Annotated in this window: 11 protein-coding genes; 4 read left to right on the top strand and 7 right to left on the bottom strand. The window is 74.7% G+C overall.

All coding sequences use genetic code 11. The features are described 5' to 3' along the window. Positions 1-121: 121 nt before the first annotated feature. Both ACIRQ7_RS21400 and ACIRQ7_RS21405 read right to left on the bottom strand, forming a co-directional pair. Positions 122-1,318 carry a thiolase family protein gene (locus ACIRQ7_RS21400; RefSeq protein ID WP_404264380.1) on the bottom strand — a complete coding sequence of 399 codons (1,197 nt, stop codon included), beginning with the start codon at positions 1,316-1,318 and terminating at the stop codon, positions 122-124. A 112-nt stretch (positions 1,319-1,430) separates the two neighbouring features. Further along, positions 1,431-2,636: a DUF4349 domain-containing protein gene (locus tag ACIRQ7_RS21405; RefSeq protein WP_404264382.1), complete on the bottom strand. Its 1,206-nt coding sequence runs from the start codon at positions 2,634-2,636 to the stop codon at positions 1,431-1,433. A gap of 197 nt (positions 2,637-2,833) precedes the next feature. On the opposite strand from ACIRQ7_RS21405, the gene hemG reads away from it, so the two are divergent. Both hemG and hemQ read left to right on the top strand, forming a co-directional pair. Further along, the gene (gene hemG, locus ACIRQ7_RS21410; RefSeq protein ID WP_404264385.1) at positions 2,834-4,303 is read left to right on the top strand and encodes a protoporphyrinogen oxidase; all 1,470 of its coding nucleotides are present in this window, start codon (positions 2,834-2,836) and stop codon (positions 4,301-4,303) included. After that, positions 4,291-5,049 carry a hydrogen peroxide-dependent heme synthase gene (gene hemQ / locus ACIRQ7_RS21415; RefSeq protein ID WP_403668376.1) on the top strand — a complete coding sequence of 253 codons (759 nt, stop codon included), beginning with the start codon at positions 4,291-4,293 and terminating at the stop codon, positions 5,047-5,049. Before hemG ends, hemQ begins: the two co-directional genes overlap by 13 nt. A gap of 119 nt (positions 5,050-5,168) precedes the next feature. On the opposite strand, the gene ACIRQ7_RS21420 is transcribed toward hemQ, so the two are convergent. The 5 genes from ACIRQ7_RS21420 to ACIRQ7_RS21440 form a co-directional block, all read right to left on the bottom strand. Beyond that, positions 5,169-6,863, bottom strand: a complete 1,695-nt coding sequence (locus ACIRQ7_RS21420) for an alpha/beta hydrolase (RefSeq protein WP_401470838.1) — start codon at positions 6,861-6,863, stop codon at positions 5,169-5,171. Between the two features lie 136 nt (positions 6,864-6,999). Then, positions 7,000-7,839 carry a TIGR04222 domain-containing membrane protein gene (locus ACIRQ7_RS21425; RefSeq protein WP_404264388.1) on the bottom strand — a complete coding sequence of 280 codons (840 nt, stop codon included), beginning with the start codon at positions 7,837-7,839 and terminating at the stop codon, positions 7,000-7,002. A 104-nt stretch (positions 7,840-7,943) separates the two neighbouring features. Beyond that, entirely contained in the window at positions 7,944-9,293 is a 1,350-nt protein-coding gene (locus tag ACIRQ7_RS21430) for a DUF692 domain-containing protein (protein ID WP_404264389.1), read from the bottom strand. A gap of 136 nt (positions 9,294-9,429) precedes the next feature. Continuing rightward, positions 9,430-10,074 (bottom strand): LysE family translocator, encoded by a 645-nt coding sequence (locus ACIRQ7_RS21435; RefSeq protein WP_404264391.1) that lies wholly within the window; start codon positions 10,072-10,074, stop codon positions 9,430-9,432. Between the two features lie 277 nt (positions 10,075-10,351). Beyond that, positions 10,352-11,296, bottom strand: coding sequence for a LysR family transcriptional regulator (locus tag ACIRQ7_RS21440; RefSeq protein WP_404264392.1), 945 nt, complete (start codon positions 11,294-11,296; stop codon positions 10,352-10,354). Positions 11,297-11,409: 113 nt separating this feature from the next. On the opposite strand from ACIRQ7_RS21440, the gene ACIRQ7_RS21445 reads away from it, so the two are divergent. Next, on the top strand, positions 11,410-12,303 hold the full coding sequence (locus ACIRQ7_RS21445) for an NAD(P)H-binding protein (RefSeq protein ID WP_404264394.1): 894 nt from the start codon (positions 11,410-11,412) through the stop codon (positions 12,301-12,303). Between the two features lie 75 nt (positions 12,304-12,378). Next, entirely contained in the window at positions 12,379-12,744 is a 366-nt protein-coding gene (locus ACIRQ7_RS21450; protein WP_404264395.1) for a darcynin family protein, read from the top strand. Positions 12,745-12,794: the final 50 nt, after the last annotated feature.

Below are 12,794 nucleotides of genomic sequence, written 5' to 3' on the forward strand. Positions count from 1 at the left end.
GGCGACGGGTCCGGTCCAGCCGCCCCGGGCCGGGCCAGGGGCGGCTCGCCACGTTACGTGCCGGTGGCCGCACCGCCGGGCGGCCGGCCCGGCGGCCCGCCGCCCGGGGCGGACCCGGCCGTCAGCGCTCCAGGACCAGCGCGAGGCCCTGCCCGACACCGATGCACAGGGCGGCGAGGCCGGTGCCCGAGCCCAGGGCCGCGAGCTGATGGGCCACCGAACCCGCGAGGCGGGCGCCGGACGCACCCAGCGGATGGCCGATGGCGATGGCGCCGCCGCGCGGGTTCACCAGATGCGGGTCGAGGTCCGGCCACTGCCCGATGCAGCCCAACGCCTGCGCGGCGAAAGCCTCGTTGAGCTCGAACGTCGTCACGTCGCCGAAGCCGCGCCCGGACCGCTCCAGCGCGCGCCGGACGGCCTCCACCGGGCCCAGGCCGAACAGCTGCGGCTCGATGCCGGTCACCGCGCTCGCCCGGATACGGGCCAGCGGTTCGCGCCCGGTGGCCCGCAGGCCCTCCTCGTCGACCAGCAGCAGCGCGGCCGCGCCGTCGTTGAGCGGCGAGGAATTCCCGGCGGTGACCGTGCCGCCGGCCGTACGGAACACCGGGTTCAGCTTGGACAGCGACTCCCAGGAGGAGTTCTCCCGGATGGTCTCGTCCCGCGCGAGCTCCACGCCGGGCACCGGCACGACCTCCGCGTCGTAGGCGCCCTCCCGCCAGGCACGTACCGCCTTTTGGTGGCTGGCCAGCGCGAACACGTCCTGCTGCTCGCGGGTGATGCCGTGCCGGTCCGCGATCTGCTCGGCGCCCTCGCCCAGCGCGACCGTCCACTCGGGGCGCATCCGCGGATTGACCATCCGCCAGCCCAGAGTGGAGTTGTACAGCTCCTGATGGCCCGCGGGGTAGGACCGCTCGGGCTTGCGCAGGACGTACGGCGCGCGGCTCATCGACTCCACGCCGCCCGCCACCGCGATGTGCGCGTCGCCGTGCGCGATGGCGCGGGCGGCCTGGATGACCGCCTCAAGACCGGAGCCGCACAGACGGTTGACGGTGACGCCGGGAACGGTGACGGGCAGGCCCGCGAGGAGCACCGCCATCCGTGCGACGTTGCGGTTGTCCTCGCCCGCGCCGTTCGCGTCGCCGAAGCAGACGTCGTCGATCCGGGCCGGATCGAGCTCGGGGGTACGGTCCACGAGGGCCCGCACGACATGGGCGGCGAGGTCGTCGGGCCGGATTCCGGCCAGCGCGCCGCCGTATTTGCCGACGGGGGTGCGCACCGCATCGACGATGTAGACATCCCGTACGCGTGGGTCGGTCATCAGGCAGTTTCCTCGCTGTACTCGCTGTACCAGCTGTCCCGGCTCGGCGGTCGGCGGGCGGCGCGAAGATCGCTGCCGCCCGCCCCGAGTCTTTGCCCGCCGTCCCCGGCTGTCAACGGGTTCCCCGGCCACCTTCCGGGGTGGGAGGGGCGGTTGCCGCACCGCCTGCCTCACCGGAGGGCCGCGGAATGTCCGCCGTACGCGGGGCGGCGGGGGCGGTGGCAGCGGCCGCAGCGGTGCCCGGCGCGTCCGCGGCGCCGGCTTCCGCGGATGTGCCGGATGGGCGACGGACCCGGGGAGCGGCGGTGCCGGAGCGGCCGCGCCGGGACCTCAGCGCCGCCGGGATCCGGTCGCGGACCAGCCGCCACAGCGTGTACAGCAGCCCCGCAGCCACCGCGAACGGCAGCACCGCGCCGATCACCACCAGCACCCAGCGCACCGCCGCCGTGAAGGCGTGCCAGCCGCCGGCCAGCGCGTCCCCGAAGGACGTCGGGCCGTCGGCCTCCGGCTTCCGGGGCGGGTCTGCATCCGGCCGGCGCACGACCAGCGTGACGGTGGCCGTCCCCGTCCGTTCCTTGAGCGACTTCAGCTGCGCCTCTAGCGACTCCAGGCTCGACTCACGGGTGTTCAGTTCGGATTCCAGCGAGACGATGTCGCTGATCGTCGTGGCCTTCTCCATCAGTTTCCGCACCCGGGTGACGCTCGCCCGCTGCGAGCTGATGCGGCTGTCGATGTCCACCACCTGGTCGGTGACGTCCTTCGCCGAGACCTCGCGGGAGACGAGCTTGCCCAGCCGGGACAGCCGGGACAGCACCGCGTCGTACTCCTCGGGCGGCACCCGCAGCACGATCCGCGACCTGTCGTGGCCCGCGCTGTCCTGGTCGGTGGTCTCGTCGCCGACGTAGCCGCCCGCGCCGTCCGCCGCCGCCCGCGCCCTGGCCACCGCCGTCGGCACGTCCTTGGTCTCCACGGTGACCGTGGCGGTCCGGATGATCCGGGAGGCCGCCGCCTTCGCCGCCGTGCCGTTGTCCGCCGCCCTGCCGCCGCCCGCCGTGCCGCCCGGCTTCGGTGCGCCGTCCTCCTGGGCGGCCCCGCCGTTCTGCCGCGCGCCGTTCGCCGCCCGCTCCGGTGCCGCGCCCCGGTCGGCCATCGACGCGCTCCGCGCGCTGTCGTCGCTCGTGGCGCCGCATCCGGCGACCGCCAGCGACGCGGCGAGCAGCACCCCCGCCGCGGCGCCCCGCCCGCCCCTCGCCGCCCGCCCGGCTCCCGCGCGCCGTACGCCCCGTGCCCGCCCTGCTCCCCGCATGACCCGTCCCATGGCCGTCCCCCTCGAAGTGGTGTGCCGGTGTTGCTCCTTCGACGGCGCGGACGGGGTGCGGGTTGCGGTTCCGGGATCGCGATGCGGTCACGGTCCGGACTCCGGGAGGACTCCGGGGACGGCTCAGGGGCGGATCAGGGGTGGAACCAGGGAGGACTCCGGGCGGACCGCCCGGCCTGCTCTGAGAGAGTGGGGGCATGAGCGCAGCGCACACCAGTACGGGCCGGGCGCCCGGCAGCATCGGTCACGTCGTCGTCATCGGAGGCGGCATCTCCGGCCTCGCCGCGGCGCACCGACTGCTCGAAGGCGGCGCCCGGGTGACCGTCCTGGAGGCGTCGGGCCGGCTCGGCGGCAAGCTGCGCGCCGGCTCGATCGCGGGCGTCCCCGTCGACCTCGGTGCCGAGTCGATGCTGGCCAGGCGGCCGGAGGCGGTGCAGCTCGCGCGCGACGTCGGTATCGGCGACCGGCTGCAGCCGCCGCGGGCCCTCGGCGCCACCCTGTGGACCCGCGACGCGCTCCGCCCGATGCCCAAGGGCCATGTCATGGGCGTCCCCGGGGACCTCGCGCTGCTCGCCGCCTCCGGCGTGATCTCGCCGGAGGGCATGAAGCGGATCGCCGAGGACGAGACGCTGGCGCGGACCGAGGCCGGCGAGGACGTCGCCGTCGGCGCGTATGTCGCCGCCCGGCTCGGCCGCGAGGTCGTCGACCGGCTCGTCGAACCCCTCCTCGGCGGGGTGTACGCGGGCGACGCCTACCGCATCTCGATGCGCGCCGCCGTCCCCCAGCTCTTCGAGGCCGCCCGCGCCGAGCGCTCGCTGGTCGAGGGCGTGCGCGCCCTCCAGGCCCGCGCCGCGGCCACCGCACCGCCCGACGGGCCCGTCTTCATGGGCATCGACGGCGGGATCGGCACCCTGCCCGGCGCCGTCGCGGACGCGGTGCGCGCGGCCGGCGGCGAGATCCTGCTGCACAGCGCCGTGCACGAGCTGCGCAGCCGCGGCGCCCAGGGCTGGCGCATCGGCGTCGGCGGCCGGTCGATCGAGGCGGACGCGGTCGTCGTGACCGCCCCCGCGGGCGAGGCCGCCCGCATCCTGCGCCACGACTGCCCGGCCGCGGCCACCGATCTGGACACCGTCGCCTACGCCTCGATGGCGCTGGTCACGATGGCGTTCCGCCGTTCCGACACCGGCCGGGTGCCCGGCGGCAGCGGCTTCCTGGTGCCGCCCGTCGACGGGCGCCGGATCAAGGCCTCGACCTTCGCCGGCCAGAAATGGGGCTGGATCGGGGACGCCGACCCGGATCTGTTCGTGCTGCGCACCTCCGTCGGCAGGTACGGCGACGACGCCGACCTCAAGCGGGATGACGCCGAGCTGGTCGACCTCTCGCTGGCCGATCTCGGCGAGGCCGTCGGGCTGGCCGCCCGGCCCGTCGCGAGTACGGTCACCCGCTGGGAGGACGGCCTGCCGCAGTACACCGTCGGCCATCTGGACCGGGTGGCCAGGATCCGCGCGGCCCTCGCGCAGCTGCCGGGCGCGCTGCGGGTGTGCGGCGCGGTCTACGACGGCGTCGGCATTCCGGCCTGTGTCGGCTCGGCGCGGCGCGCCGCCGACGAGATCCTCGGCACCCTGACGCCGGGCGCCGCCGGGGGCGAGCGAGAATGGACGGCATGACAGACGCTTCCACCCCCGCATCCGAGCCCCAGGCCGCCGCCCCGGAGAAGGCCCCGAACGCCGGCAAGAAGGCGAAGGACCTCAACGAGGTCATCCGCTACACCCTCTGGTCGGTCTTCAAGCTGCGTGACGTCCTCCCCGAGGACCGCAGCGGTTACGCCGACGAGGTCGACGAGCTGTTCGCGCAGCTCGCCGCGAAGGACGTCGTGGTGCGCGGCACCTACGACGTGTCCGGCCTGCGCGCCGACGCCGACGTCATGATCTGGTGGCACTCGGAGAGCTCGGACACCCTCCAGGAGGCGTACAACCTCTTCCGCCGCACCCGGCTGGGCCGCGCGTTGGAGCCGGTGTGGTCGAACATGGCGCTGCACCGCCCCGCCGAGTTCAACAAGTCGCACATCCCGGCCTTCATGGCCGACGAGCAGGCTCGCGACTACGTGAGCGTGTACCCCTTCGTGCGCTCCTACGAGTGGTACCTCCTCCCCGACGAGGACCGCCGCCGGATGCTCGCCGACCACGGCAAGATGGCCCGCGGCTTCCCGGACGTGCGCGCCAACACCGTGCCGTCGTTCTCGCTCGGCGACTACGAGTGGGTGCTGGCCTTCGAGGCCGACGACCTCTACCGCATCGTCGACCTGATGCGTCATCTGCGCGGCTCCGAGGCGCGGATGCACGTCCGCGAGGAGGTGCCCTTCTACACCGGGCGCCGCAAGCCGGTCTCCGAGCTGGTCGCCGGCCTGGCCTGAGCCATGCCGCGGGCGGCCGCCCGCACCACGACGGGCCGTCCCCGAGGGGACGGCCCGCTGTGCTTCCCGGCCGCGCCGGTCCGGCCCGCCGGCCCGGTGACCGGCCCGGACCTACCCGTTCACTTCTTCCCCTTCGCCGCCTTGTCCGGCACCGGCTCGGCGCGCGGCGCGCAGTACACCCGGTGCCCCGGGGTCTTCCCGTGCAGCAGATACGCCTCGGTGTACTTGTTGACGCAGTCGTTGGGGCCGAGCGCGATGCCGTGCGTGCCCGCCCCGTTCTCCGTCACCAGCGAGGAACCGGACAGCCGCCGTTGGAGCTCCAGCGCGCCGGGATAGGGCGTCGCCCCGTCGCGCTCGGCCGCCAGCAGCAGCACCGGGGGCAGCGCGCCGGGCTCGGTGCGGACGTCGATCGCGTCGCGCCGCCCGTTGAGCGCGGCGTCCACCTCGGTCGCCGCCGCATGCCGGGTCGCGTCCGCCAGCTCGTCGCGCGCCGCGCCGCCCGGGGCGCCCTCGCGTGCCCGGTGGGCGGTCTTGCCGATGGCGTCGTCGATGCCCGCCTCGGCCGATTCGGTGCGGTCCGGCCAGAAGGCGCACGGCAGGTTCATCCAGGCGTTGTCCCAGGTCTCGAACGGGGCGACCCGCGCGATCGCGGTGTTGTCGCGGTTCCAGGTCCGCCAGTCGCGCGGCCAGGCCGCGTCGTTGCACTCCACGGCGGTGTAGACGGCGTTGCCGTTCTCCTCCTCCTTGGCGCCCTCGGACCGCGGCGCGGCCTGCTGGGCCAGCGGCTTCGGATTGCCGTGCACATAGGCCGAGAGCGCGCCGGCGCGCAGCGGCCAGTAGGCGTCGTTGTAGCCGATCTTGAGGAACGCCCCCTGCAACTGTGCGGCGCCGACCGTGCCGTTGACCGGTGCACGGCGCACCCGCTTGAGCGCGCGGTCGTACGCGTGCTGCACCGCCTTCGGGGTCTTGCCGAGGCGGTAGACGGCGTGGTGCTTGGCGACCCACCGCAGCCAGTCGCTCCAGCGGCCCTGGAAGGCGATGTTCTGGTCGAGGTTGTTGCGGTACCAGATCTGCCGGGGGTCGGGGTTGACGACGCTGTCGAAGATCATCCGGCGGACATGGCCGGGGAAGAGCGTCGCGTAGACGGCGCCGAAGTACGTCCCGTAGGAGGCGCCCATGTACGTCAGCTTCTCCTCACCGAGCCCGGCCCGCAGCATGTCCAGGTCACGGGCGTTGTTGACGGAGTTGTAGAACGGCAGGTCCGCGCCGGCTCTGCGGGCGCAGCCGCGCGCGTACGCCTTCGCCTGGGCCACCTTCGCGCGCTTGAACGCCTCGGTGGGGTGCGCCTGACTGTCGGTCGGCGCCTGGGAGAACTTCTCGGGGTCCTGGCAGGAGAGCGGCGCCGAGCGGCCCACCCCGCGCGGCGCGTAGCCGACGAAGTCGTAGGCGCGGGCCGTTCTGCGCCATTTGGGGAGCGTGCCGTAGAGCGGGAAATCCATGCTGGAGGCGCCGGGGCCGCCGGGGTTGAAGACCAGGGAGCCCTGCCGTTCCCCGGGCGCGGTGGCGCGGATCCGGCTCACGGTGAGGCTGATCTTCTTGCCGTCGGGGCGCGCGTAGTCGAGCGGAACGGTCAGCCTGCCGCATTGGACGGACGCCGGAAGGTGTTCCACCGGCGCGCAGCGGCCGAAGGTGATGCGGTGCGGAACGGGGGCGGGCGGCGCCGCGGAGGGTCCGGTGGCGCCGTCCGCGGGGGCGGTGGCGAGGGCGGTCAGGACCAGTGACCCGATGGTGCCGTACAACGCGAGTGCTCTCACGAGCCGTCCCTTCGTGTGGTGCAGGGTGCGGGGCGCGCGCGAGAGGCTCCGGGCGCCGGGCCGCACGGTGTGCATACAAAAGGGATAGTTGAGGCGGTGATTGCCGATGTAAAGCACCGTGCACAGGTGTCGGACGCTATGCCCCGGAAGAGTGCAGGGCGGCCCGCAGCGCCGGGTCGGCGAGGGCGGCCGGGCCGTGCACGGCGAGCGAGAGCAGCGACGGGACCGGGGCGGGGGAGGGGCGGCCGGGCGCCGGGTGGCGCCGGGTCCCGCCCCGGCCGCCCGCGCACCCGGGGCCGTCCGGCGGCTCCTCGGAGACGACCCGCCGCAGCAGCCGCTCGCCCGCCGTGGTGGCCCAGCTGGCGTACGGGCGCAGCTCGCCGCGGGCCAGGCTCCAGGTGGCGGTGCCCAGGATCACCGGCAGCGCGAACCACGCCAGGAGCAGCCCGTCGTCCGTTCCGGAGGGCGCCATCCACACGGCCGCGGCGGCCGCCGCGGCCACCAGGAGCAGGGTGCCCTTCAGCTGCCGCACCGCGTCGCTGAGGCTCTTGCGGGCCCCGTCCGGCAGTGCGAGCCCGGAGGCGACCAGCCGGTCGGCCAGTTTCCGCACCTCGTCGGCCCCGGCCAGTTCGCCGCGCACCGCCGGTATCCGGCGCTGTCCCCCGTCCCCTATGGCGGCGAGGGTGGCGAGCTCGAAGGCGTCCCTGCCGACCGGCACGACCACCGTCGCCCAGCCCGTGTGGGCGAGCAGCAGACGGCGCTGCTGCGCCATCGACACCAGCGCGACCTCGGCGATGCGGCGCGGGCCGCCGGAGAGGTAGGCGGTCTCGTACACGGTCAGTTCCACGTCCCGGTCGCCCTCCTGCGGGCCGGGGGCCACCCGCGGCGGGTGCGCGGCGGCCGCGGCGGCACGGCAGACCCGCGCACAGGAAAGGCCCATCGCCGTGCAGGCGGCAAGGAGGAAAAAGAGCCACATGGAGGTCGGTTCTACGGGAACCGGGCCGCGGCCGCCAACGGGTATCTCGGTATCCGGGACCCCGCACGATCCGGAGCCGGCCCTCCGCCGCTCGTCCCGGGTGCCTACCGCCGGCGCAGAGCGAGCCGTACGGCCCGCACGAGCCGTGCCGCCGCGCCCGCGGACGGCGGCCTCGGCCCGGACCGGTCGCGCCACCACTGCTCCAACTGCCGCCGCGCCGCAGGGACTTCGGGGAGATCCCGGTCCAGCAGATGCGCCGCGAAGGCCAGCGCGTCCTGGCGGTAGCCGCCGCTCATCGGCCGCCGGCGGGCATAGCCGAGGAACGCGGAGTGGTAGCCGTCGCCGAGGATCTCCGGCAGCTCGGGGGCGACCTTGGCCACGACGGAGGACCGCTTGGCGGTCAGCGCCCGGCTCTGCACCCCCAGCCGCACGGGGTCGAAGCCCTCCGGCACCGGTGTCCCCGCGACCAGCGACGACAGCAGCGCGGTCTGCGCGAGCGCGAGCCGCTGCCGCGCCGCGTCGGTCGGCCCGCCCCCGGAATCCGGCCCGCCCCGGGACTCCGGCGCACCCTCGGCCCGCTCCACGACCGGACCGGCCCGCTCGGCGGCCCGGGCCTCCTGTGCGGCCGCCCGCGCCTCCTTCACCACCACCCGGATCGCGTCGAGTTCCCCGGCCAGCTCGCCGCCCTCGGGGAAGTCCTCGTCGCGCTCCAGCAGCACGCCGGGCGGGACGGTCCGCGCACACAGCTCGGCGAGGACGTCCAGGACCGGCCGGGTCACCGGGTGGGCATGGCTGTCGTGCCACACGCCGTCCCGCTCCACACCGCCCGCGACATGGACGTACGCGAGGGCGTCGAGGGGCAGTTCGTCGAGCGCGGTGGCCGGGTCCTCGCCGCGGTTGACGTGGTTCGTGTGGAGGTTGGCGACATCGATGAGCAGCCGCACCCCGGTCCGCTCGACCAGCTCGGACAGGAACCGGCCCTCGCTCATCTCCTCGCCCGGCCAGTTGACCAGCGCGGCGATGTTCTCCAGCGCCAGCGGCACCGGCAGTGCGGCCTGGGCGATCCGGACGTTCTCGCAGAGCACGTCGAGCGCGTCACGGGTACGCGGCACCGGCAGCAGGTGCCCGGCTTCCATCCGCGGGGAGGCGGTCAGCGAACCGCCCGCCCGGACGAACGCGAGGTGCTCGGTGACCAGCGGCGCGCCCAGCGTCCGGGCGCGTTCGGCGAGTGCCGCCAGCCGGTCGGGGTCCGGGCGGTCGGCGCCGCCCAGGCCCAGCGAGACGCCGTGCGGGACGACGGTCGTGCCGCGTGCGCGCAGCTCCTCAAGGGCAGGCGGGAGGTGGTCGGCGCAGATGTTCTCGGCGACGACCTCCACCCAGTCGATGCCCGGCAGCTCCGCGATCTCCGCGGCGATCTCCGGTCGCCAGCCGATCCCCGTACCCAGGCGCTCCATCAGTCCCCCTCTCGCTCCGTGCTGTCGTACTCATGGCCCCGTCACAGGGGGCCGAATCCCGCGCACGCCGGGTTCAGAGGTGGATTTGAGCTTCCGCCGGGGCGCCGAACGGGCATCGAGGGGGCTGACCGCGGCGTCAGCGTGCGGTCTCGAACCCGACCGCGGCGCCCAGCGCGAGCAGCACACCGCCGGTCGCCCGGTCCAGCCGGCGGCGCACCCGCGGTCGGCGGAACACGGCCCGCGCGCGGTGCACGGCCATGGCGATGGTCCCCAGCCACAGCACGCCCAGCGCGGCGTGCACGGCCACCAGCAGCAGCGTCGTCGCGACGACCGGAGCGCCGTGCGGGATGAACTGCGGGAGCAGCGACATGTAGACCACCCCGACCTTGGGGTTGAGGACATTGGTCAGCAGGCCGGTGCGGAAGGCGCGCAGCGGCGTCCGGGGCGCCGCACCGCCGCCGTCGGCCGGGTCCGCGTCCGGCTGCGCGGGGCCCGCCTTCCGGGCGGCGCGCAAGGCCTGCGCCCCCAGCCACATCAGATAGAGCGCGCCGGCCACCCGCAGGAGGTCGTACGCCAGTTGCGAGGCGGACAGCATCGCCGTCAGCCCGACCGCACCGGCCAGCCCCCAGACGAAGCATCCGGCGGCGATGCCGAGCGCACTGCACAGCGCGGCTCGCCGCCCCGAGCCGAGGGCGGTCCGCAGGACCACCGCGAAATCGGGGCCGGGGGAGACGGTCAGCAGGGCGGCCACCACGGTGAAGCCGAGGAGAGAAGTCAGCACGGGAGGAAACGGTACGTCCCGCCCGGCGGGCCCGGCCGCGGCCCCCCGGCGCCTGCCCGCTTTCGGGCAGCCGCCCTCACCCCTTTTCGGCGGCGCGGGACGGCGGGCGGCGACCACGCACGAGCCGGGCGCGCTCTCACCGGCCACGCCGGGAGACGGCCCGTCAGGGGAGGCCGGACAGGCGGCGCTTCGCCGGAGCCCGCACCTGCCAGGGCCATGGCCGAGGCACTCCGCGTCTGCCTGCCGTGGTCCCGCAGCCGGCAGGGCCCCTGCCCGGTCACGTCGTCGCGCTCCCGGGTACGAGGGTCCGGCGGACCGCGTCGCGGAGCCAGTGGTGGCCGCCGTCGGCCGCGTGGCGGGGGTGCCATGCCATGCCGACGGCCAGGGGCGGCAGGGGCAGCGGGATGTCGAGGAGGCGCAGGCCGAAGGCGGTGGCGGTGTCGGTGAGGGGGGAGGGGGCGGCGCCGGCTGGTGCGACGGGGACCAGGCAGACGACATCGCTGCAGGCGGCCAGGGTCATCGCGGCCAGGTGACCGGGGAGCACGACAGCGACCCGCCGGTGGAGGTTCCGCTCGGCCAGGGCGGCGTCCAGGGGGCCGGTGAAGCGGCCGCGTCGGCTCACCACGACGTGTTCGGCGGCGGCGAGCCGGTCCGGGGTCAGGGTCCCTTCGGCGAGGGGGTGGCCGGGCCGGACGGCCGCCGCCATCCGGAGGGTGGCCAGTTCCTCGACCCGGGTCTCGGGGTCGACGTGGTCGATGGACCCGATCTCCAGGTCGATCCGGCCCTCGCGCAGGGCCGGCCCGGCTTCCAGGTCCTCGGCCCGGAACCGCAACGAAACCCCTGGCGCCTCCTGCCGGGCCAGCCGCAGCAGCCCGGGGGCCAGTGCCGCGCCGACGAGGTCGGCCGTCTGCAGGGTGAAGGTGCTGCGCAGGGTGGCGGGGTCGACGCCGGCGCCGGGAGTGAGCAGTGCACCGAGGCTGCGCACCACCGTGGCGGCCTCATCGCGCAGGGCCTGGGCGCGGGGGGTGGGCACCATGCTCTGGCCGGCCCGGACCAGGAGGGGGTCCTGGAGGATCCGCCGGAGGCGGGCGAGGGTGCGGCTCATGGCGGCGGGCGACGTGTGCAGGCGGGCGGCGGCGCGGGTGACGCTCTGCTCGGCCAGCAGCGCGTCCAGCGCGACGGCGAGATGGGCGTCGAAGACAGGCTCGGTACTGCTGCTCATCGGCATAATTCCATTTCAGGCAATGATCCTGTGCTGAAGTTCCCATTGTGGCAACGCCCGGGGCCTCCGCAGGATGAGGGACGTACCGATCCGGCACGACCCAAGAGGTTTTCATGATCGTCATCACTGCCCCCACCGGGAACATCGGGCGCCATCTGCTGCCCCTGCTCCTGGAGTCGGCCCCCGCTCACGACGAGGAACTGCGCGTGATCGTGCGCGACCCCGCGCGGCTTCCCGAAGCGGTGCGCGAACGCGTCGAGGTGATCACCGGCTCGCACGGCGACCCCGAGGTCGTCGACCGGGCCTTCGAGGGTGCGGACGCCGTGTTCTGGCTCGTCCCCCCGGACTCCTCCCTGACCCCGGACGACGCCTACCGCGGTTTCACCCGCCCCGCCGCGAAGGCCCTCGCCGCGCACGGCGTCGGCCACGTCGTCGGCGTCTCCGCGCTCGGCCGCGGCACCCCGGTCGCCGACCATGCCGGGCTCGTCACCGCGTCCCTCGCCATGGACGGCCTCCTCGCCGACACCGGCGTCGCCTACCGGGCCCTGGCCAACCCGTCCTTCTTCGAGAACCTGCTGGAGGAGGCCGACTCGATCCGTGAGAAGGGCGTCTTCACCGACGCCGTCGACGCCGACCGCCGGGCTCCCCTCGTCGCCGTCGCCGACATCGCGGCCGTCGCCGCCGGCCTGCTGCTGGAGCGCACCTGGACCGGCAGCGACAGCGTGCCGGTCCTCGGACCGCAGGACCTGTCGCCCAACGATCTGGCCCGCATCATGACCGAGCAGCTCGGCCGCCCCGTCCGCTACGAACGCCAGCCGCTCGACGAGCTCCGCACCGGCCTCGTAGGCCACGGCCTCAACGAGGCGTTCGTCCAGGGCATCGCCGACATGAAGCGGGCCAAGGACGAGGGCCTCGACGCAGGCGTCGCCCGCACCCCGGTCAGCGCGTCCCCCACCACCTTCGAGGAGTGGTGCGCCCGGACCCTCAAGCCCGCCGTCCTCTCCTGACGATGCGTCACCCCAGCGCCGGAACACACGCTGCCCACCGCACCGGAACGATCCGCCACCACGGAGGCCCCCGACATGCCCGCTGAGGAAACCACCCCGCCGGTCACCGCGTTCATGCTCATCAAGACCAAGCCCGAGTGGCTCGCCATGACGCCCGAGGAACGGGTGAACGCCTTCGCCACCCAGGTGATCCCCGCCATCAAGGCCAAGACCACCGGCGTCCGCTCACGCTTCTACGACACGGAGTTCTACTCCACCCGCGTCACCGACGTCTGGGTCTGGGAGGCCGACGACCACGGCGCCTACCAGCTCCTCATCGACGCGCTGCGCGAAACGCCCTTCTGGGACCGCTACTTCGATGTCGTCGACCTCCTCGTCGGCACCGAGAACGGCTACGCCCGTACCTACGGCTTCGACCCCGTCGCCACCCTCACCACCTGATACACCGCCCGATCCGCCATGCCGATGTCCTCGGGCTCCACGGGGCCGGA

Origin of the sequence: Streptomyces sp. NPDC101393 (assembly GCF_044767385.1) — a bacterium.
Lineage (GTDB): Bacteria > Actinomycetota > Actinomycetes > Streptomycetales > Streptomycetaceae > Streptomyces.